The 19,806-nt window shown below is 64.7% G+C and carries 20 protein-coding genes; 11 read left to right on the forward strand and 9 right to left on the reverse strand.

Annotated elements, in window-relative coordinates:
* Positions 1–80 precede the first annotated feature (80 nt).
* The 11 genes from GFK26_RS21090 (at position 81) to GFK26_RS21140 (ending at position 11,796) form a co-directional block, all read left to right on the forward strand.
* Positions 81–1,031: a hydroxymethylglutaryl-CoA lyase gene (locus tag GFK26_RS21090; RefSeq protein WP_153283700.1), complete on the forward strand. Its 951-nt coding sequence runs from the start codon at positions 81–83 to the stop codon at positions 1,029–1,031.
* Entirely contained in the window at positions 1,024–2,211 is a 1,188-nt protein-coding gene (locus tag GFK26_RS21095) for a CaiB/BaiF CoA transferase family protein (RefSeq protein ID WP_153283701.1), read from the forward strand. Before GFK26_RS21090 ends, GFK26_RS21095 begins: the two co-directional genes overlap by 8 nt.
* A 3-nt stretch (positions 2,212–2,214) precedes the next feature.
* The gene (locus tag GFK26_RS21100) at positions 2,215–3,186 is read left to right on the forward strand and encodes a Bug family tripartite tricarboxylate transporter substrate binding protein (RefSeq protein WP_153283702.1); all 972 of its coding nucleotides are present in this window, start codon (positions 2,215–2,217) and stop codon (positions 3,184–3,186) included.
* A gap of 34 nt (positions 3,187–3,220) precedes the next feature.
* Positions 3,221–4,186, forward strand: coding sequence for a Bug family tripartite tricarboxylate transporter substrate binding protein (locus GFK26_RS21105; RefSeq protein WP_153283703.1), 966 nt, complete (start codon positions 3,221–3,223; stop codon positions 4,184–4,186).
* Positions 4,187–4,205: 19 nt separating this feature from the next.
* Positions 4,206–5,129: an SMP-30/gluconolactonase/LRE family protein gene (locus GFK26_RS21110; RefSeq protein WP_194273926.1), complete on the forward strand. Its 924-nt coding sequence runs from the start codon at positions 4,206–4,208 to the stop codon at positions 5,127–5,129.
* 339 nt (positions 5,130–5,468) lie between these two features.
* Positions 5,469–6,434: a Bug family tripartite tricarboxylate transporter substrate binding protein gene (locus GFK26_RS21115; RefSeq protein WP_153283704.1), complete on the forward strand. Its 966-nt coding sequence runs from the start codon at positions 5,469–5,471 to the stop codon at positions 6,432–6,434.
* A 137-nt stretch (positions 6,435–6,571) separates the two neighbouring features.
* Complete coding sequence (locus tag GFK26_RS21120) at positions 6,572–7,342, forward strand: class II aldolase/adducin family protein (protein ID WP_153283705.1); 771 nt, start codon at positions 6,572–6,574, stop codon at positions 7,340–7,342.
* A 4-nt stretch (positions 7,343–7,346) separates the two neighbouring features.
* Positions 7,347–8,273, forward strand: a complete 927-nt coding sequence (locus GFK26_RS21125; RefSeq protein ID WP_153283706.1) for a ketopantoate reductase family protein — start codon at positions 7,347–7,349, stop codon at positions 8,271–8,273.
* 139 nt (positions 8,274–8,412) lie between these two features.
* Positions 8,413–9,621 carry an FAD-dependent monooxygenase gene (locus tag GFK26_RS21130; protein ID WP_153283707.1) on the forward strand — a complete coding sequence of 403 codons (1,209 nt, stop codon included), beginning with the start codon at positions 8,413–8,415 and terminating at the stop codon, positions 9,619–9,621.
* A 110-nt stretch (positions 9,622–9,731) separates the two neighbouring features.
* A complete protein-coding gene (locus GFK26_RS21135) occupies positions 9,732–10,610 on the forward strand; it encodes a Bug family tripartite tricarboxylate transporter substrate binding protein (protein WP_228121728.1) in 879 nt (292 codons plus the stop codon).
* A gap of 19 nt (positions 10,611–10,629) precedes the next feature.
* Complete coding sequence (locus tag GFK26_RS21140; RefSeq protein ID WP_153283709.1) at positions 10,630–11,796, forward strand: alpha-hydroxy acid oxidase; 1,167 nt, start codon at positions 10,630–10,632, stop codon at positions 11,794–11,796.
* Between the two features lie 161 nt (positions 11,797–11,957).
* On the opposite strand, the gene GFK26_RS21145 is transcribed toward GFK26_RS21140, so the two are convergent.
* Genes GFK26_RS21145 through GFK26_RS21185 form a run of 9 tightly spaced genes read right to left on the reverse strand, consistent with a single transcriptional unit; the run spans position 11,958 to position 19,703 of the window.
* Positions 11,958–12,998: a branched-chain amino acid ABC transporter permease gene (locus GFK26_RS21145; protein ID WP_416222504.1), complete on the reverse strand. Its 1,041-nt coding sequence runs from the start codon at positions 12,996–12,998 to the stop codon at positions 11,958–11,960.
* Positions 12,999–13,000: 2 nt separating this feature from the next.
* A complete protein-coding gene (locus tag GFK26_RS21150) occupies positions 13,001–13,873 on the reverse strand; it encodes a branched-chain amino acid ABC transporter permease (RefSeq protein ID WP_153283710.1) in 873 nt (290 codons plus the stop codon).
* A gap of 19 nt (positions 13,874–13,892) precedes the next feature.
* A complete protein-coding gene (locus tag GFK26_RS21155) occupies positions 13,893–14,606 on the reverse strand; it encodes an ABC transporter ATP-binding protein (protein ID WP_153283711.1) in 714 nt (237 codons plus the stop codon).
* Positions 14,603–15,421, reverse strand: a complete 819-nt coding sequence (locus GFK26_RS21160) for an ABC transporter ATP-binding protein (protein ID WP_153286054.1) — start codon at positions 15,419–15,421, stop codon at positions 14,603–14,605. Before GFK26_RS21160 ends, GFK26_RS21155 begins: the two co-directional genes overlap by 4 nt.
* 44 nt (positions 15,422–15,465) lie before the next feature.
* Positions 15,466–16,665 carry an ABC transporter substrate-binding protein gene (locus GFK26_RS21165; RefSeq protein ID WP_153283712.1) on the reverse strand — a complete coding sequence of 400 codons (1,200 nt, stop codon included), beginning with the start codon at positions 16,663–16,665 and terminating at the stop codon, positions 15,466–15,468.
* Positions 16,666–16,681: 16 nt separating this feature from the next.
* On the reverse strand, positions 16,682–17,824 hold the full coding sequence (locus tag GFK26_RS21170; protein WP_228121729.1) for an alcohol dehydrogenase catalytic domain-containing protein: 1,143 nt from the start codon (positions 17,822–17,824) through the stop codon (positions 16,682–16,684).
* A gap of 9 nt (positions 17,825–17,833) precedes the next feature.
* The gene (locus tag GFK26_RS21175) at positions 17,834–18,586 is read right to left on the reverse strand and encodes a dienelactone hydrolase family protein (RefSeq protein ID WP_153283713.1); all 753 of its coding nucleotides are present in this window, start codon (positions 18,584–18,586) and stop codon (positions 17,834–17,836) included.
* Entirely contained in the window at positions 18,583–19,119 is a 537-nt protein-coding gene (locus GFK26_RS21180; protein ID WP_153286056.1) for a VOC family protein, read from the reverse strand. Before GFK26_RS21180 ends, GFK26_RS21175 begins: the two co-directional genes overlap by 4 nt.
* Positions 19,120–19,121: 2 nt before the next feature.
* Positions 19,122–19,703 carry an amino acid synthesis family protein gene (locus tag GFK26_RS21185; protein ID WP_153283714.1) on the reverse strand — a complete coding sequence of 194 codons (582 nt, stop codon included), beginning with the start codon at positions 19,701–19,703 and terminating at the stop codon, positions 19,122–19,124.
* Positions 19,704–19,806: the final 103 nt, after the last annotated feature.

Genomic DNA, 19,806 nt, shown 5'->3' on the forward strand with positions numbered 1-19,806 from the left:
CTGCGGTGTAATTCTGTCTATTAGATCACAGTTCTGTCTAACAGAACATCTGCAAGCAGCTTTTTCAGGAGACATCCGCCTTGGAAGCCACATCTTCTCATCGGACGCCCGGCGTGCTCATCAGCGAAGTGGGCCCGCGCGACGGCCTGCAATCGGTCAAGGCAACCATGCCGACCGCCGACAAGCTGCGCTGGATCGACGCTCTCTATGCCGCCGGCGTGCGCGAGATCGAGGTTGCGTCGTTCGTGCCCGCACGACTGCTTCCGCAGATGGCGGACGCGGCCGAGGTAGTTCGCCATGCGATCACTCTGCCCGGCCTGACGGTGATGGCACTGGTGCCAAACCGCAGGGGCGCACAGGCCGCGCTGGAAGCCGGCGTCCACAAGCTCACCCTGCCCGTGTCGGCCAGCGCGGCCCATTCACTGGCCAACGTGCGCAAGACGCGGGAAGAAATGGTTGAGGAGGTGCGTGCCATTGCCAACCTTCGCCGCGAGATGGCACCGCAGGTCAAGCTCGAGGCGGGCATCTCGACCGCCTTCGGTTGCACCCTGCAAGGCGAGGTGCCGGAAGACGAGGTGATCCGCCTCGCCGTGCAATGCGTCGAGGCCGGCGCGAACGAATCGGGCCTGTCCGACACCGTCGGCTATGCAAACCCAGCGCAGGTGCGGCGCCTGTTCCGTGCCTTGCGTGCCGAGCTTGGCGAGCGCGCCGGCGCTGCCCACATGCACAACACCCGCGGCCTTGGCTTGGCCAACTGCCTGGCCGCCTACGAGGAAGGGGTGCGCACCTTCGACGCTTCGCTGGGCGGACTCGGTGGCTGTCCCTATGCACCGGGCGCCTCGGGTAACGTGGTTACGGAAGACCTGGTCTTCATGTTCGAGGCCATGGGCGTGCGCACCGGCATCGACATCGACAGGCTCATCGCAGCCCGGGCGCCGCTCATCGCCGGCCTGCCCGGCGAGCCGATCTACGGCATGACGCCCGAAGCCGGACTTCCCAAGGGCTTCGTCCAAGGGGCTGCCCATGTCTGATACACCGATACCCTACGCCGGCATCCGTGTAGTCGAGTTCACTCACATGGTGATGGGCCCCACCTGCGGCATGCTGCTGGCCGACCTCGGCGCCGAAGTCATCAAGGTGGAACCCATCGAGGGCGACAACACGCGCCGGCTGCTCGGTTCGGGCGCAGGCTTTTTCCCGACCTTCAACCGCAACAAGAAGAGCATCGCGCTCGACCTGAAGAAGCCCGAGGGCATCGAAGCCGCGCTGCGCCTGCTGGCCACCGCCGACATCGTGAGCGAGAACTTCAAGCCCGGCACGATGAAGAAGCTGGGTCTCGACTACGACAGCCTGAAGCAGCTCAATCCGCGCCTCATCTACGTGAGCCACAAGGGCTTCCTGCCCGGCCCGTACGACCACCGCACCGCGCTCGACGAAGTGGTGCAGATGATGGGCGGCCTGGCCTACATGACCGGCCGCGCCGGCGACCCGCTGCGCGCGGGCACCAGCGTGAACGACATCATGGGCGGCATGTTCGGCGCCATCGGCGCGATGGCCGCGCTGCGCCAGCGCGAACTCACCGGCAAGGGCTGCGAGGTGCAGTCCGCGCTGTTCGAGAACAACGTGTTCCTGGTCGCGCAGCACATGATGCAGTTCTCCGCCACCGGCAAGGCGGCCGACCCGATGCCCGGCCGCATCTCGGCCTGGGCCGTGTACGACGTGTTCACCGTGAAGGATGGCGAGCAGATCTTCCTCGCGGCCGTGAGCGACAAGCAGTGGGCGATCTTCTGCAACGCCTTCGGCTTGGAGGAGATGCTGACCGATCAGCGCCTCACGACCAACAACGACCGTGTGAATGCCCGCGAGTGGCTGATGCCTTTGCTGCGCTCGCATTTGGCTGACCGCAGCGCAGCCGAGATCAGCGACGTGTTCGAGCGACACGAGCTACCCTTCGCGCCCATCACCAAGCCACAGGAGTTGTTCGACGACAGGCATCTGAACGAGAGCGGCGGCTTGGCTCCGATCCGCATGAACGACGGGAGCGAATCGAAAGTCCCGCTGCTGCCACTGTCGATTGGCGGTATCCGGCCCGGCATCCGCCTTCAGCCGCCGCGAGTAGGTGAGCACACATCCGCGCTCTTGCGCGAGGTCGGCTACGGCGACGCCGACATCGAACGACTCAAGCAACAGCACATCACTTCTGGAGACTGACCCATGCGTTCTTACCTTCGCTGCGCGCTGCTGGCGTGCACCACGGCCCTCCCTTATGCAACTGCCTCGGCCCAGGCTGCCTGGCCCGAGCGTCCGATCAAGTTCATCGTCCCCTACACGGCAGGCGGCGCCACCGATGTCGTCACGCGCCTAGTCGTGCAGAAGATGACCGAAGACACCAAGTGGGTGTTCGTGGTCGACAACCGCGCCGGCGGCGCCGGCAATATAGGGCTCGACGCGGTGGCCAAGGCCAAGCCCGACGGCTACACCATCGGCATGGGACAGACTGCCAACCTGGCGATCAATCCCACCTTGTTTCCCAAGATGCCCTACGACGCGCTGAAGGATTTCACGCCCGTGTCGGTAGTGGCATCGCAGCCGGTCGTGCTGGTGGTGCGTGCGGATGCGCCATGGAAGAACGTTGCTGAGCTGGTGGCAGCCGCCAAGGCCAAGCCCGGCGAACTGAAACAGGCCCTGGCCGCCACGGGGACGCTTGGTCACATGGCTGGCGAACTGCTCGCCAAGAAGGCCGGCTTCAAGGTGCTGAACGTCCCATACAAGGGCGCAGCGCCGGCGATCACGGACCTCCTGGGCGGCCAGACCGATTTCATGTTCGCCACCCCCCAGGCGGTCCTTGCCATGATCAAGGGCGGCAAGCTGCGCCCGTTGGCCGTCACCTCTTCGCAGCGCCTGTCGGTGCTGCCCGACGTGCCGATCGTGGCAGACAGCTACAAGGGCTTCGAGGCACTCGACTGGAAGGCGATCGTGGCGCCGGCCGGAACGTCACCCGACATCGTCAAGAAGCTGAGCGACGCCGTGGACAAGGCGCTGGCGAAACCCGAAACGATCGCGCAGTTGCAGGCCGAAGGCAGCATGCCGGTCGGCGGCAGCGCTGAGAAGGCGGCGAAGTACTTGAAAGCTGAGCACGTCTTGTGGGGCGGCATCGTGCGCGAGACCGGCGCCAAGGCGGACTGAGCGAACCTGGAAACACCACAAATCGGAGACCCGCATGAAAACTTTTCGCTCCCTTGCCATCTCAGCCGTCTTGGCGGCCTCCAATCTTGCGATCGCCCAGACCACGTGGCCCGACAGGCCAGTACGCATGATCGTTCCGTACTCGCCCGGCGGCACCACCGACTACACGGCGCGCCAGATCGCACAGAAACTCACCGAGCAGACCGGGAAATCGTTCTACGTAGAGAACAAGGTCGGCGCGAGCGGCACCATCGGCTCCGACCTGGTCGCCAAGGCGGCGCCCGATGGCGGGACCTTCCTCGTCAATGACACCACTTACGCGATGCTGCCGCACCTGTTCAAGAAGCTGCCATGGGACCACGCGAGCGGCCTGGTGCCGGTCACGAACATGGTCGACACGCCGCTGGTCGTGGTGGTCGGTGCCAACTCGCCTTACAAGACGATGGAGGAGCTGGCCGCCGCGGCACGCAAGGATTCGAACAAGCTGACCTTCGGTTCGGGCGGGGTTGGCAGCTCCACGCATCTGGGCGGTGAACTGCTCAAGCAGAACGGCAAGCTGGCGCTGACGCACGTACCCTACAAGGGTGCCGGTGAGGCAATGCTGGGTGTGGTGTCGGGCCAGGTTGACGTGCTGGTGACTGCTGCACCGACGGCGATTCCGCAAGTCAGGGGCGGCAAAGCGCGCGCCCTGCTCGTGACCTCGCCCCAGCGCCTGCCCGCCCTGCCGGACGTGCCGACCAGCACGCAGGTTGGCATGAAGGACTTCACTGCAACGAACTGGTTCGGCCTCGCAGCCCCCAAGGGCACTCCGCAGCCAATCCTCGACAAGATGCAGGCCGAAGTGAAGAAGGCACTGTCATCACCCGACCTCGTGAAGCGACTGGCCGATCAGGGCGCCACACCCGGTGGCATGTCGGTCGTCGAGTTCCAAGCGTTTGTGCGAAGCCAAACCGACGACTGGGGCAAAGTTGTAAAGAGTGCTGGCGTGCAACCGGAATGAATGCAATCGGAATGCGGCCATGTGGAATCTGAGCTTCAACCCGCCCGCCCTGGTCGAGGCGCGCGTGCTGACACGCCTGCCCGATGCACTGCGCAAGCCCGAGCCCAGCGCTTGGGCCGATGCCAACAAGCCAGGCCATATCGTCGACAGCTTTCTGGAGGGGCCGGTGTTCGACAGCGCGGGCAATCTGTACGTTACGGACATACCGCACGGTCGCATCTTCCGAATCACGCCGTCGCTCGAATGGCAACTTGTCATTGAGTACGACGGCTGGCCCAACGGGATGGCGATGCACTCTGCCGGCAGTCTCTGGATCGCGGACTATCGACGCGGCATCCTCAAGCTCGATGTGACGAGCGGGCAGGTCGAAACGGTGCTCGGACATCGAAACAGCGAATCGTTCAAAGGCGTCAACGACCTGACGTTCGACGCCCAGGGCCGCCTGTACTTCACAGACCAGGGCCAGACTGGGTTGCATGACCCGACCGGTCGCGTCTATCGCCTCGGCACCGACGGCCAGCTCGACCTGCTGCTGGACAATGCGCCGAGTCCCAACGGTATTGCGCTCGACGCCAACGGCGCGGTGCTGTTCGTTGCCGTGACGCGCGCAAACCAAGTCTGGCGAGCCCCACTGCTGGCTGATGGCAGCGTTTCCAAGATGGGCGCGTTCCAGACCTTCTTCGGCATCAGCGGCCCGGATGGACTGGCGTCCACTGCCGACGGCGGCCTCGTGGTGGCGCATGCCAGCCTCGGCGGCGCCTTCGTGCTGAATCCGCGGGGCGAGGTCACGCATTTCGTGCGCAGCCCAACGGGCCAGACCATCACCAACGTCGCCTTCCGACCTGACACGACTGAATTGGTGATGACGGACTCAGCGACAGGAAGCTTGCTACAGGCTACTTTGCCGGTCGGCACCAGCAAACATTTCATCAATAGCAACTGAGCGCGCCCACTGTTGCTGCGTCCCCAATCAACAGCGACACGCGGCGGCTATGGAAAGTCAACCGTCTCCTTTGAGTTGAGAGCGGCGCCGAGCGGCCGCTATCGGCCACTGCCATCGACCGACCGGTTCTGGCCTGGTCAGGACCGATCGGCGAACTGGTCACCGGCTTTTCTGGCGGGGATGCGCTGTGTGGGCTGTCCCGGCCGGGCCTGGTCGCGTCGTTGGACGATGGGGAAAACCCTCCATTCTCCAGCTGATGTTCATCAACCGGACAGCGCACTGTGAGCGATTCATCCGGTCTGAACAATCGGGCGTTGTGCCTTAAGTCCGGAGACAATCATGTCCATTACGTTTTTGCGCTTAGCGCTATTCGCGCTCGTCGCTGCAGTGGCTCTGCCAGCCCAGAGCCAGGGGTGGCCATCCAGGCCCGTTCGCTGGGTGGTCGGCTATCCGGCAGGTGGCGGGACCGACATCATTGTTCGCCTGCTCGCCGAGGAGATGGGCAAGTCGCTCGGCCAACCGGTCATCGTGGACAACAAGCCCGGCGCCAACACCATGATTGCGGCAGAGCAGGTCGCGAGAGCGCAGCCCGACGGATACACGATCCTCGTGGCAGACAACGGCACGCTGGTGAACAACGCCGCGCTCTACAAGAAGCTGTCTTACGACCCGGTGGCCGACTTCGCTCCCGTCACGATGATCGGACGATTCCAGTTTGTGTTGCTGGCAAATCCCGCAACCGGCATCAGGACGTTCGCCGACATGAAAAGACTGGTGGTCGTGGATCCAAGCAAATTCAACTACGCCTCGGGCGGCGTCGGCTCTCCGTTCCACATCGGCATGGAGCTCTTGAAGCAAGAGCAGGGTCTGTCGATCAATCATGTGCCGTACAAGGGCATGGCGCCGGCGGTCCAGGCGCTTCTCTCGGGCGACGTCCAGCTGATGATCGCGGACATCGCGACTGCCTTGCCGTACATCAAGGCCGGGAAACTTGCGGCACTGGCCACGGCAACGCCGAAGCGGACGATGCAGTTGCCGGAGGTGCCCACCTTGGCCGAATTGGGCGTACCGAGCTTCCCCGGGTGGCAGGCGCTCGTCGTGCCGGCGCGAACGCCCGATGACGTAAAGGCGAAGTTGGAGGCGGCGCTCAAGGCTGCCGTCGCAAGCCCGGCCGCTGTTCGATTGTTCCAGGAGAAGGGCGTGGAAGCAGTGCTCAGCACCCCCGCGGAACTCAGGTCCTATCAGCAGGCCGAGATCGGACGCTGGCACAAGTTCATCCACGACCGCGGCATCAGCCTCGACTAGTAGGCAGGCGTTGCAACTCTTCGGGTGCAGTCCCGCGGAGATGGAGGCCGCGCAGAACGCCCGGAGGCGCGCTCGCGGCACATGTTCAAGGCGCCGACGCGTCGGCCGAAGTCACTGAGGCGAGAAGGAAGAAAGCGATGAAGCCATCCGAAATTTCCGAGGACGAGTGGAAGACGCGGGTCGATCTTGCGGCCTTCTACAGGTTGTGTGCCCATTTCGACTGGACCGATCTGATCTACAACCACATCTCCGCCCGGGTGCCGGGCGAAGGTGAACATTTCCTGCTCAACCCGTTCGGCTGGACCTTCGACGAGGTTACCGCTTCGAGCTTGGTGAAGATCGATCTCGACGGCGGCATCGTCGCGCCGACGGACAACAAGATCAATCGCGCGGGCTTCGTGATTCACAGCGCCATCCACGCAGCCCGCCCGGACGCCGCCTGCGTGATGCACGCGCACACCCGCGCGGGGATGGCCGTGTCGATGCTTGAGGAAGGGCTCATGCCCCTGAGCCAGCACGCGATGATGTTCACAGGCCGGGTCGGCTATCACGAGAGTGAAGGCTTCGCCATGAACCTCGAGGAGCGAAAGCGACTGGCGGTGGACATGGGTTCGAACGCCGTACTGATGCTGCGAAACCATGGCACGCTCGTCGCCGGTGCCACGATCGCCGAGACGTTCAGCATGATGTGGCATCTGGAGAAGGCCATGCAGGCGCAGCTCGACGCGCTCGCGACCCAGCGAGCCCTGACGTTTCCCTCGGACGAGGTTTCGCAGGAGCTGGGAAGAATCGCTTTCACCGGACACCTGCCGCCCAAGGCCGGCGTCGAACCGGCGCCCCTCGGCCGGCTCGAGTGGCCGGCGATGCTTCGTATGCTGGATCGCAAGGATCCATCGTTCAGGACTTGAGGCGATGAGGATTGCTGTTGTCGGCGGCGGCTCTATCGGCTCGTACCTTGCGGCGATGTTCGCGTTGGCGGGCAACGAAGTCCACCTCGTGTGTCGCGGGCCGCAGCTGCAGGCCATCCGCAGCCGTGGGCTCGTGCTGAAGAGAGGGCAGGCATCCATCCCGGTGCCGGGCCTTTCAGCCACGAGCGATGCCGTGTCGGTCGGTGTGGTCGACGTGGTCCTGATGGCCGTGAAGTTGTACGACCTTGGTGCCAGTGCGCGGCAAGTGCAGACGCTGGTAGGTCCGGGTACCCTTGTCGTTCCGATCCAGAACGGGGTGACTGCCCACGAAATCATCGACCGAGCGCTGGGGGCCCACCGCGCAGCGGGCGGGACAGTGTTCATCTCGGCGGTGCTGGAGCAACCCGGCGTCGTGCTCAGCCGCAGCGCCGTCGACCAGATTGTCTTCGGCGAGGTGGACGGGACGATCTCGCCGCGGGCCGAGGCCTTCCGAGACGCGTGCGAGTCCGCGGGAATCAGGGCTGACCTGTCGCCGCGAATCGTCGCGCGCATGTGGGAGAAGTTCGTCTCGATCGTCGGCATCAACGTGGTCTGCTGCCTGGCGCGCCAGAGCGTCGGCTACATCCGTGCCGACGAACGCCTGACGGCCTGCCTGGTGCAGGCGATGGAAGAAGCCGTGACCGTCGCCCGCGCCCTGCAGATCGACGTTGCTGGCGACACCATCGATCGCGCCCTGGCGTTCGGCAAGCATGTGGCGTATGGCACGCGCGTCTCGATGCTCGAAGACATCGAAGCGGGCAAGCCCACGGAAGTGGAATGGCTCAATGGACATCTCGTGAAGGTCGCAGAGGGAGCCGGCATCGACGTGCCGATGAACAGGCTGGCCTATGCATGCCTCTCGCAGTACGCGCCAGCGTTGAGAGCTGCATGAGTCGCAACCTGAGTCGCCGCGCCGAGCAAGCGGGTTCGAGCCTTTTCATGTTCGTTTATCGGAATGCGCTAGGTGCGCGGCCCCCCTTCCTGAACACAATGCGGAAACGCTGACCAACCCCACGAGACAAGGTGCTTCCATGAGTGAAAACGGACAAATCAAACACATCGTCATGGTCGGGGCGGGTCTCGGCGGGCTCGCTGCCGCGCTGGCGTTACTGCGCCGCGGCTTTGAAGTGACCGTGCTCGAGCAAGCGCCCGCGTTGGGCGAAGTTGGCGCCGGTGTCCAATTGAGCGCGAATGCGACGCGCGTGCTGAGCCTGCTCGGTCTGGGGGACGCGGTGGCCGAGGCCGGTGCGGAGCCCACGGGCAAGATCATTCGCCATTGGAACTCCGGCCGCACCTGGGAGATCGCCGACTTGGCCGGCGATTCGCGAAACAAGTACGGCCATCCTTTCTGCATGTTCCATCGCGCGGACCTTCACGCGGCGCTCGTGCGCGGGGTGCAGCGAGCGTCTCCCTCGGCCATCCGCCTGAACAGCCGATGCGAATCGGTCGATCTGTCCGGCCCACGGCCGGTGGTCGTCCTGCAGAACGGAGAGCGCGTCGAAGGCGACATTGTGGTTGGCGCCGACGGTGTGCATTCCCGGATCCGGATACCCATTGCCGGGGCCGACAAGCCGCGTTACTCGGGCTGCTACGGATGGCGCGGGGTGGTCCCGACTGCGCAGCTTCCCGAGCACCTGCGGGCACCGGTCGGCGTCAACTGGATCGGCCCGGGTCGGCATGTGGTGCAGTACCCGCTGCGCCGCGGCGAGCTGACCAACTTCGTGGGGATCGTTGAAGGCGAAGGCTGGCAAGTGGAGTCCTGGACGCAGCAGGGAACCGTCGAGGACTGTCTCAAGGATTTCGCCGGGTGGCACGAAGACATCCAGACCATGATCCGGTCCATTGATGTCCACTACAAATGGGCCTTCATGGTGCGCGAGCCACTGCAGAAATGGTCCTCTGGGCGCGTGACCCTGCTCGGCGATGCGGCGCATCCAACGCTTCCCTTCCTCGCCCAAGGCGCCGCCATGGCGCTGGAGGACGGCTACGTCCTGGCGCGCGCACTGGAAGCGCATCGCGATGACCACCAGGCCGCGCTGGCCAGCTACGAGAAGGCTCGGGTCGAGCGCACCTCCGCGATCGTGCGCGGCTCCAACGACAACGCATCGCGCTTTCACAATCCGAAGTTGGCCGACCCGGAAGGTGCCGCGCAGTACATCGAAGATCAATGGGCACCGGAGAAGGTGCGGCAACGCTACCAGTGGTTGTTCGAATACAAGGTCGATGAAGTTCCGGTTTGAGTGAAGGAAAAGGCGACAGGATGAAACGACGTTGCCTTGGGGGACTGCTCGCACTCGTCGGCGCCCTCTGCACCTTGCCTGCACAGGCTTCGGGCTATCCCGAGAGGCCGGTGAAGTTGATCGTTCCATTCGCCGCGGGCGGATCCACCGACCTGCTGGCCCGAGTCGTGGCGCGCGCCTTCGAAAAGGAAATCGGCCAACCTTTCGTCGTCGAAAATGTCGGCGGGGCAGGAGCGACGCTGGGCACGGCCCGAGTCGCCCATGCGCCGGCTGACGGCTACACGCTTCTCCTTGGCAGCTCGAGTGCGCTGGTGATCGCTCCCCATCTGTACAAGGTGGGCTATGACGGCCGCACGTCGTTCGAGCCGATCGGCAAGGTCGCGACTGCCTCCTTCGTGCTCATGACGCGCGCAGGTTCGGGGATGGATCACTTCGAGCAACTCGTGGCCAGGGCGCATGCGGAGCCGGGGCGCCTGACCTTCGGCTCTCCGGGGACGGGCAGCGCGCTTCATCTGGCGATCGAGATGATGCTGGACCGGGCGAAGCTACAGGCCGTGCACGTGCCGTTCACAGGCTCGGCCCCCGTCTACACGGCGCTGCTCGGCTCTCACATCGACTTCATGGTGGATTCGCCCAGTGGCGCGGTGCCCATGGTCAAGTCGGGCAGGATCGTCGCCCTCGCGGTGACGAGCCGCACACGCGAGCATGAGCTGCCGAAGGTGCCGACCCTTGAGGAACTGGGACTGAAGGATTTCGAAGCCATGGCCTGGTTTGCGATGATGGCGCCAAAAGGCACGCCACAAGCCGTGGTGCAACGGCTCGGTCAGACATTGGTGCAGGTGCTCAAGCAGCCTGAGGTGCGATCCGCCATGGCGGGCGCCGGCTTCCGCCCGGTGGAAGACTCTGGGACGCTGAGTGCGGACATCACGCGGGAATACGCCCGCTGGGGCGACACGATGGCCAGGAGCGGCGTGAAGCTCGACAAATGATCCCGGGCGATCGACGTTCATGAGCCGGATCTCTCAAGCACACTCCATCGAGGATCTGCGTCGACGCGCGCGCATCAGGCTGCCGCGGGGCGTGTTCGATTTCTTCGACGGCGGGGCGGAGGACGAAAACACCCTGGCGGCAAATCGTCGAGCCTTCGAGAACGTCCGTCTGTTGCCTCATGTGCTTCGCAATGTGGCGGATCCGGATCTTTCCGCGCAGATCATCGGCATGCGGGCCGCGGCGCCTTTTGTCGTCGCGCCCATGGGAGCCGCCGGCATCGGCTGGCCGGGCGCCGATGTCGCCATCGCCAGGGCTGCGTCCCGGCTAGGCATCCCGTACGTGCTGTCGACGGCGGCGACCGCTTCGATCGAGCGCATCGCCAGCGAGGCAGGTGGGCGGCTGTGGTTCCAGTTGTACGTCTTGCGCGACCTCGCGTTCACCGAGGCACTCATGGCGCGTGCCGCCGCGGCCGGCTACGAGGCCCTTGTCTTGACGCTCGACATGGCAGTGGGCGGCAAGCGCGAGCGCGACATCCGCAATGGATTCACGGTGCCGCTCGCGCCACGCTGGCGTACCGCTGCGGATTTCATGACGCACCCCATGTGGTGCTTGCGAATGTTGCGCCACGGTCAGCCGAGCTTCGAGAATCTTCAGGGGTTCGCCGGCAGCTCCCATGCTGGCACATCGATCGTGGCAAGGGCTGCACAGAGCCTCGACCCATCGTTCGACTGGGGGGCCCTGCAGCGTATCCGGGACAAGTGGCCAGGCAGGCTGCTCGTCAAGGGGGTCTGCCGTGCGGACGACGCGGATCGGCTGGCCACGCTTGGGCTCGATGGCCTGTGGGTGTCCAACCATGGCGGCCGTCAGCTCGACGGCAGCGTGGCTTCGGCCGAAGCCCTGCCGGATGTCGTGCATGCCGTGCGCGGCCGGATGCCAGTCCTGATCGACTCCGGCATACGCCGTGGCGTGGATGTGGTCAAGGCGCTTGCGCTCGGCGCGCAGGCCGTTGGCATCGGGCGGGCCGCACTCTACGGGGTGGCCGCCGCGGGTCAAGCCGGTGCCGAGCGAGCCTTGATGATTCTCTCGGAAGAACTCCGACGGGCGATGCAGTTGTGCGGGACACCGACCATCGGTGACATCGACGCGCAACTGCTGCAGGTTCAGCCTGCACGCCAACGGTCCTGACAGTGAGCCGGCCAGGCGTCCTGTCGACCCCTCTGCACACATCGAAGCCGCTCGGCGCGGGTGTTTCACGGGTCGGCGCCGCGGTCGGCCCTCCAGGCCGATCAAGGCCAGCAGCGCCCGCCTTCGGCCCGAGCCGCGGCCTGCTCTTGCGCTGTTCGTTCTCAGGGTGCTTGGTGCGGCGTCGACTGCGCAGGCCTTTCCGCCTGCTTCGTAGGCCGCCTCCATGCCCCGACACGCCGCACGAGCGAACGCGCGGCAGCCGCCGCGCCGCCGGGCACCACGAACATGCAAACGATCAGCAGTCCCCCGTAGATGGCCCACGGCGCGGCCTTCGAAATGCCGCCTGCCAGATTGGGAATGAACTGAAGGAACAGCGCGCCGACAATCGCGCCCGGAATCGATCCAAGCCCGCCGATCACGACGCCGACCATGAGCGACAGCGACAGAAATACCGTGAAGCTGTCCGGCGCGACAAATGCGACGGCAATGGCGCTCAATGCACCGGCCACGCCGGTGTAGAGGGCGCTGATGGCGAAGGCGATGCTCTTGAACATGGCAATGTCCACCCCCATCGAGACGGCCGCCACCGGCTGGTCACGGATGGCGATTAGTGCCCGGCCGATCCGACCGCGCAGCAGGTTCCACGCAACGACGAAGAGGCCGGCCGCCGTGACCAGCGCCAGGACATAGAGCCATCGATCTGGGCTCAGTGTCATTCCCAGCAGGGCGTCGACCGGCGGCGCCGGCTTGGTGAGCACGATGCCCTGCACGCCGCCGGTCCAGGCCTCCAGGGCCTTGTGCTTGAGCAACTGCGGGAGCGCGACCGCCAATGCGAACGTCGCCAGCGCGAGGTAGTGGCCTTCCAGCTTCAGGATCGGAAGTCCGAAGAGAAAGCCCGCGACCAGACACACCGCTGCTGCCGCTGGAACCGTCATCCAGTACGAAACCTGGAACTGGTCCATGAGGATCGCGGCCACGTAGGCGCCCATCGCGAAGAAGGCGCCGTGGCCCAATGAAATCTGCCCTGTGATGCCGGTGAGCAGATTCAGGCCGAGGATCGCGATGGCGTACACCAGCACCATCGTGGCCTGGAACAGCCGATAGTCCGTCAGAAAGACGGGCAGGCTGCAGGCGACGAGAAACACCAGGGCGGACGCGAGCGCGGCGGCTCGCGCAGGATTCTGTTGGAGGATTGCGTTCACTGTCACACCCGCTTGACGATGACTTGGCCGAAGAGACCCGCGGGCTTCAGGAGCAGCACGCCGACGATGACAACCAGCGCAAGGGTCAGTTTGAGCTCGTCGCCTATGAGGTATGCGCCGGCCAGGTTTTCCAGGAGGCCCACGATGAAGCCGCCGACGATCGCCCCGGCCGGACTGTCGATCCCACCCAGGAGGGCGGCCGCGAAAGCGTAGATCAAGACGCCGGACATCATGTACGGGTCGAGAAACACCTTAGGCGCCACCAGCATGCCGGCAGTCGAACCGATGGCGGCCGCGAGCCCCCACCCCAGCGCCAGCATCCAGCCCACCCGGATTCCGACCAGCCGGCTCGATTCGGGGTTCTGGGCTGCCGCCCGCATCGCCAGACCCAGCGACGTGTAGCGGAAGAAGGCGAACAGCAAGCCGACCACCAACAACGTCACCGCCAGACTTCCGAGCTCGTGCCAGGAAATGAACGTCAATCCGAAAGGCGCGCTCGTCGGGAACGGACTCGGAAAGGTCTTGATCGTGTAGGTGAAGACCCAGCCGGCCACGCTGTTCAGGATAACCAGCAATCCGACCGACACCACGACCATCGAAAGCGCGGGGGCGTCCTTCAGGGGGCGGATGACTGCGCGCTCGATCACGACGCCCATCAGGAAGGCGAGGCCGACCGTCGCGATGAATGCGAGCCAGTACGGCAGGCCCGCCGCGATGAGCACCCAAGCGAAGTAGGTCGAGAACATCGCCATCTCGCCTTGCGCGAAGTTGATGCGGCCGGTGGACTTGAAGATCATGACGAGCGCGAGCGCCAGGGTGGCGTAGATGCCGCCGTTGGACAGGCCAGAGACGATCTGGTTGACGAAGGTTTCCATGCAGAGAAGGGTGAGGGAGCTATTCGCCAAGGTAGGAGCGGCGTACCGCGTCGTTGCGCTTGATCTCGTCAGCGGGTCCGGACAGGACGAGACGTCCCGTCTCGATGAGGTAGGCATGATCGGCCACGCCGAGCGCGATGGAGGCGTTCTGTTCGACGAGTAGGATGCTCACGCCTTCCTTCTCGCGGATGAGGCGCATGATCGAGAAGATCTCCTTGACCACGAGCGGGGCCAGGCCGAACGAGGGCTCGTCGAGCAGCAGGAGTTTCGGACGCAGCATCAGCGCCCGGCCGATCGCGAGCATCTGCTGCTCGCCGCCGGAAAGGGTGCCGGCCTGCTGCTTGCGCCTCTCCTTCAGGCGCGGGAAATAGCCGAAGATGCGTTCGCGGTCTTGTGCGACCTGAAGCTTGTCGTTGCGTACGTAGCTGCCCAGCTGCAGGTTCTCCTCGGTGGTCAGGCCCGTGAAGGTGCCGCGGCCGTCGGGGACATGGGCGATCCCCCGCCGCACGATCTGTTCCGTCGAAAGCCGTCCGATGTCCTGGCCATCGAACCGGACCTCGCCCGACGTGTGGATCATCCTGCACAGGGCGCGCAGGGTCGTGGTCTTTCCGGCGCCGTTCGCACCGAGCAAGGCTACGATGGCAGCGGGCGCCACGCGCAGGCCGATGCCATGCAGCACTTCGTTGCCGCGATAGGACGCGCGCAGGCCTTCCACTTCAAGCAAGGCCGTCATGCTTCACCGCTCCCCAGGTACGCCTCGATGACATCGCGATGCCGCTGCACCTGCGCAGGCGTTCCCTCGGCGATCTTCCGTCCGAAATTCAGGGCCACGACCTTGTCTGAGACGCCCATCACGAGGCTCATGTGGTGCTCCACCAGCAGTATGGCCGTCCCGAGTTTCGAGCGCACATCCTCGATCACGCGGCGAAGGTCCTCCACCTCCTCATGATTGAGGCCTGCGGCTGGCTCATCCAATAGGAGAAGCTTCGGATCACTGGCGAGCGCGCGGCCGAGCTCGACACGCTTGCGGGTTCCGAAAGGCAAATCACCAACAAGCCGTGACAAGACCGGCCCGAGCTCGAGGAAATCCACGAGTGCCCTCGCGCGGCGCTCGGATTCGAACTCTTCCCGCCGCACGCCCGGGAGATGCAGCGCGTGCGAGAGAAAGCCTTTGCACGTGCGGCTGTGCCGCCCGACCTTGATGTTGTCGAGCACGCTCATGCTATTGAACAAGGCCAGGTTCTGGAACGTGCGACCGATGCCCAGGTGGACCATCCGGTGTCTTGGATGTTCCTCCAGGGGATGGCCGTCGAACACGATCCTGCCTTCGCCATAGGCGTAGAGTCGCGACAGGCAGTTGAAGAGCGAGGTCTTGCCCGCGCCGTTCGGCCCGATGAGGCCTAGCACCGTCTCCCGTTCCATGTTGAACGAGACGCCGTCGAGTGCGGTTATGCCCCCGAACCGGAGCGTCACGCCCTCGACGGACAGCAGAGGGCCGTGGCGTACGGACTTGGCCGACGCGGTCGCCCCCGCCGCATCACGCGGCATCGCCAGGGCAGCCGTCGCGATCATCGCCTCGGACATCGTTGCCCTCACTTGCCCGTCTTGCCGAAAGGCACCCATGCCTTGCCGTCGAAGCGCTGCAGCTGTGCCTGCTTGATGGCCAGGTAGTCGGCGGGGGAGGTGTTGACGGCGATGCCGTCCAGCAGCATGGCGAGGTGGACATCCTTCAGGGAGGTCGCCACCTTCATCAGGTTCTCGCGCGTCAGGTTGTCCTTGCAGCGCTCGAGGAGGATCGCTGCGAGTTGGGCGGAGGTATAGGCCCAGACGGTGTTGGTGTCCGAGGGATCGCCGTCGGGGTACCACTTGGCCATGAAGGCGCGGTATTCTGCCACGTCCTTGTCCGTGCCCTGGAGAATGTTGTCCGGGTCCTTCACGACCGAAGCCGTGATGATGCCGGTGGAGATGTCGAGGCCCGCCGGCTTGAGCACGGCACCCTTGGAACTGGAGATGAAGCTGATGAAGTGCAGCGGCTTCCAGCCCAGGTCATGCACCTTCCTGATCGCCTGCGCACCGAATTTCTGCGTCGTCACGTTCAGCAGCGTGTCAGCACCCGCACCCTTGAGCGCAATGATCTGCGATTCGATGCTGGGCGCCGAAATCTCGTAGGAGGCCTCTCGAACGATCATCCTGCCGGCCTTGTCGCCGAGCTCGGCCTTGAATGCGCGCAGGAAGTCCTTGCCGAAATCGTCGTTCTGGTAGATCACGCCCACCTTCGCATCCGGCTTGTCTCTCAGGAGGTAGCGGGCATAGCTGGTCGCCTCGACCTCGTAGCTGGGGTAGTAGCCCATCGTGTAGGGCGCATCCTTCGGATCGAGGAAACGTTTCGCACCCGTGATCAGCAGCAGACCCGGGACCTTGCGCTGATTGAGGTAGCGCTGGACCGCGGCGTTGGTGGGCGTGCCCAGCGTGCCGATGACGGCGAAGACGTTTTCCTCTTCCACCAGTCGGCGATGGTGCTCGACCGTGCGCGGCGGGCTCAGTTCATCGTCGAGTGAGATGAACTTGATCTTGCGGCCGTTGATGCCCCCACGCGCGTTCACCATGTTGAAGTACGCGTTCATCAGCTTCCCGTTCACGGAGGCCGCCGACACGGGACCGCTGTAGGGATTCGTCTGCCCGATCTTGATCTCGGTGTCCGTCACGCCGGGGCCGTATGCCTTCTGCGCAGAGGCGATGCCACCGGCGGCGAGCAGCAATGCGGCGGCGTATGCATGGAAGATGCGCTTCATGTCAGTCTCCAGGGATTCAGGTGGCCGAGGGCAGCACCACGACGTTAATGAAGCCGCTGCCTGAGTCGGCGGCGGCGGCGATGGCCTCGTTGACGTCGGCGAGCGCGAAACGCTTGTGTTCCAGGCACGAGAGGTCAAGGGTGCCCGCGCCCGCCATGTCCGCCATGTCCTGCCCTTCGGAGACGGTGAACCAGCGCGAGCCGATCAAGTACGCGTTCTTGGCGAGGCCCCAGAAAGGGTCGAGGGTCAACGCCTCGGCCATGCCGCCGGGCAGGACCGTGCGCCCGCCGGTTCGCATGGCACGCATGGCGGCCATCGTGGACGCTGCGGGGCTCTTCGGGGGCAGGCAATCCACCACGATGTCTACGCCGTAGCCCTCGGTGAGACTGCGAGCCCAGTCGCGCACCGTCGCATCCGACTCCTCGATCGAATGCACCTCGATTTTGCCGGGCGCGAGGGACCTGACGCGCTCGAGGGGCGCGCGGCGCCTGCCGACCCCGAGGATCTTCGTGGCCCCCATCGCGAGCGCCATCATGGTCGTGTTCACCCCGAGCGTTCCACCGATACCGTTGATGAGAACGGTTCCCCCGGGGCGCAGCTCGGCCTTGCGCAGAGCAGCATACCCGGTGCCGAGATAGCCGAAGCGTGCTGCCTGCTCGTAATCCAGGTTGTCAGGCAGTGTCACCAGGCAGGACTGCGGCGCGACGACGTACTCGGACAGGCCACCGAAGGGGTACTGCTCGAAGATGGCCGGCGTGGCGGGACCGCGACCGAAATAGCCGCGGTACGTGAAGCTGTCGCAGTCGAGGATGTCGCCGTTGCGGCAGAACCTGCATCCGCCACAACCGGTGCCCGGGTTGATATACACCCGCTGGCCGGGCCTGAAGGCGTGGACGTTGCTTCCGACCGCTGCGATCACTCCGGCTGCGTCGAGCCCGAATGATCCCGGCAACGGCGGCAGCGGCATCTCCGGATGCCACTGAGGCCAGTGCGTGATGATGTTGCGCAGGTTGGGGACAACGTTGCAGGCCTCGATGGCCACGATGACGTCGGTTGCTCCGGGCTGGGGTACCGGAACGGTATCGATCTGGAGCGCCCCACCAATCTCATGCAGCCGGGCGACGCGCATGGTCGCGGGCAACGGTTTCTTTTGGGTCATGGCTGTCTTTCAGTTCGACTGCGGCAAGCGCCGGGCAAAAAGGGACAAGAGACGGTCCCAGTGACGCTCGGCACTGGCCTCGTCGTAAACGGAAGGACGCTGCGGGAACACGAAGCCGTGCTGCGCGCCTGGATACCATTCGACCTGCGAAGCGGCGGAGCACTGTGCGAGTGCATCGGACAACTTTCCGATCGTTTCCTTGTCTGCCCACTTGTCGTTCTCTGCGCAGCCGAAATACATCTCGCCCTTTACCTGGGAGGCCAGACGGTGAGGTGAATCTTCCTTGTCGGTGACCAGGGGCGTGCCATGGAAGGACGCAGCGGCCTTGACGCGATCCGGCCAACGCGCGGCTGCCGCGATCGCGAACTGGCCGCTCATGCAGTACCCGACCGTTCCGATCTCCCGGGCCTGCGCGGCGGGTTCGATGTCGATGAAACGGATGAGCGCCTCCGTGTCCCTGACAACGAGCTCGTTGCTCAATGTTCCCACCATGCGCAGCATCTCCTGGATGCCGGCTTCGTCCCACGTCATGTGGAACTCGCGCAATGTGCGGTAGTACAGGTTCGGCAACACGACGAAGTAGCCGGCCGAGGCCATGCGCCGCGCCATCACGCTCAGCTCTTCACGGCGGCCGATCGCATCCATGTAGAAAAACACGACCGGATATCGGCCGCGGCCGGACGGGTGAACGACGAGCGTGTTCATCGTTCCGTCGGCCGTCTGGATGTCGACCTCCTTCTCGGCAAGAGATACGTCAGTCATCTCGTGCTCCCGAAACGATCGGTCCATTCCGCGATCGGCATGAAGGTGGGATCAGCGCGGCATACGCGTTCGGTCTCGGCCCAGATTTCCTCGTCGCTCTTCCCCAGGTCGAGCGGATCGCCATGCGGCTGCGTGATGTACCAAGGGGTGTCGAGGTACACCTCCACGGTGTTCTGCTCGATGTCGCTGAAGTAGATGGAGATGGCATTGCCGTGGTTGAGGCCGCGCATCTCGCTCGCTCCGGCTTCCAGCGCCCGGCGCCTGGCTTCCCGCAGGTGATCGAGCGCGGCCACCTTGAACGAGAGCTGCATCACGGTGCTGGGCGCGTCGGCGCCACGGCCGCTTGCCAGCACGAGCTGGTGGTGCTGGCTCGGTGAGCCGCTCAGGAACACCAGCCTCATCTGGAACGTCCTGCCGACGCCGCGGTCGGTCTCGACCATGCCGAAGACATGCTTGTAGAAGGACACCATCTTCTCGACGTCTTTGCAGAAGACGCCGAAGTGCGACAGATTGGGGCGAAACGTCGTCGTCATGATCAACGCTGCCCGTCGTGAACGGACACCTTGTCCTTCGTGAGGCCGCCAAGGCGGGAATGGATGCGGCCTCCATCTGCCATCACCAGCGCGAACAGGATCTCGTCCGGACGTGGCGCGTCCTGAATGCCAACTTCGAAGCTGTTGTAGTGGCTTCGCACGTAGGAAGCATGGATGTAGGTGAGCGGAACGATCAGCCGGTAGCCGGGTACGGCCACGCACTTGGCCGACGGGACCATGGCCTTGGGGTCACCCAGCACCTGGCGCATGGCCCAGCCTCCCGCCTCATGCCATATGGCGCCATGCTCCAGTTCGCCATTGATGCCCACGATCGCGGCCTTGCTGTACGCCTCGACCCGGTCTTTCCCGCCGAGTGCCCCCGCGGCCTCTTCGGCGAGGAGGGTGCCCAGACTGCGTAGTTCGGCCATGAAAGGCAACAGGTCGGGTTCATAGCGCCCCGCGTAGGGATTGCGCAGAACGGCACTTGCGGCGACCAGGCGCAACGGTTTCGGAGCAGCCGGCCCCCCTTCGTGCAGGACCGTCTCGATGGTCAGGCTGCGCTTGCGTATTGAAATCAATGGCATGTCGGTTGTCTCGGGTTCTTGATAGGTGTTGTCGACGCGCTCGGACGTCGGCCTCGTCCGTCTGTAGTTCGCGCCCGGCGAGCCTGTGCTGTCGACCTGGAAC

Origin of the sequence: Variovorax paradoxus (assembly GCF_009498455.1) — a bacterium.
Lineage (GTDB): Bacteria > Pseudomonadota > Gammaproteobacteria > Burkholderiales > Burkholderiaceae_C > Variovorax > Variovorax paradoxus_H.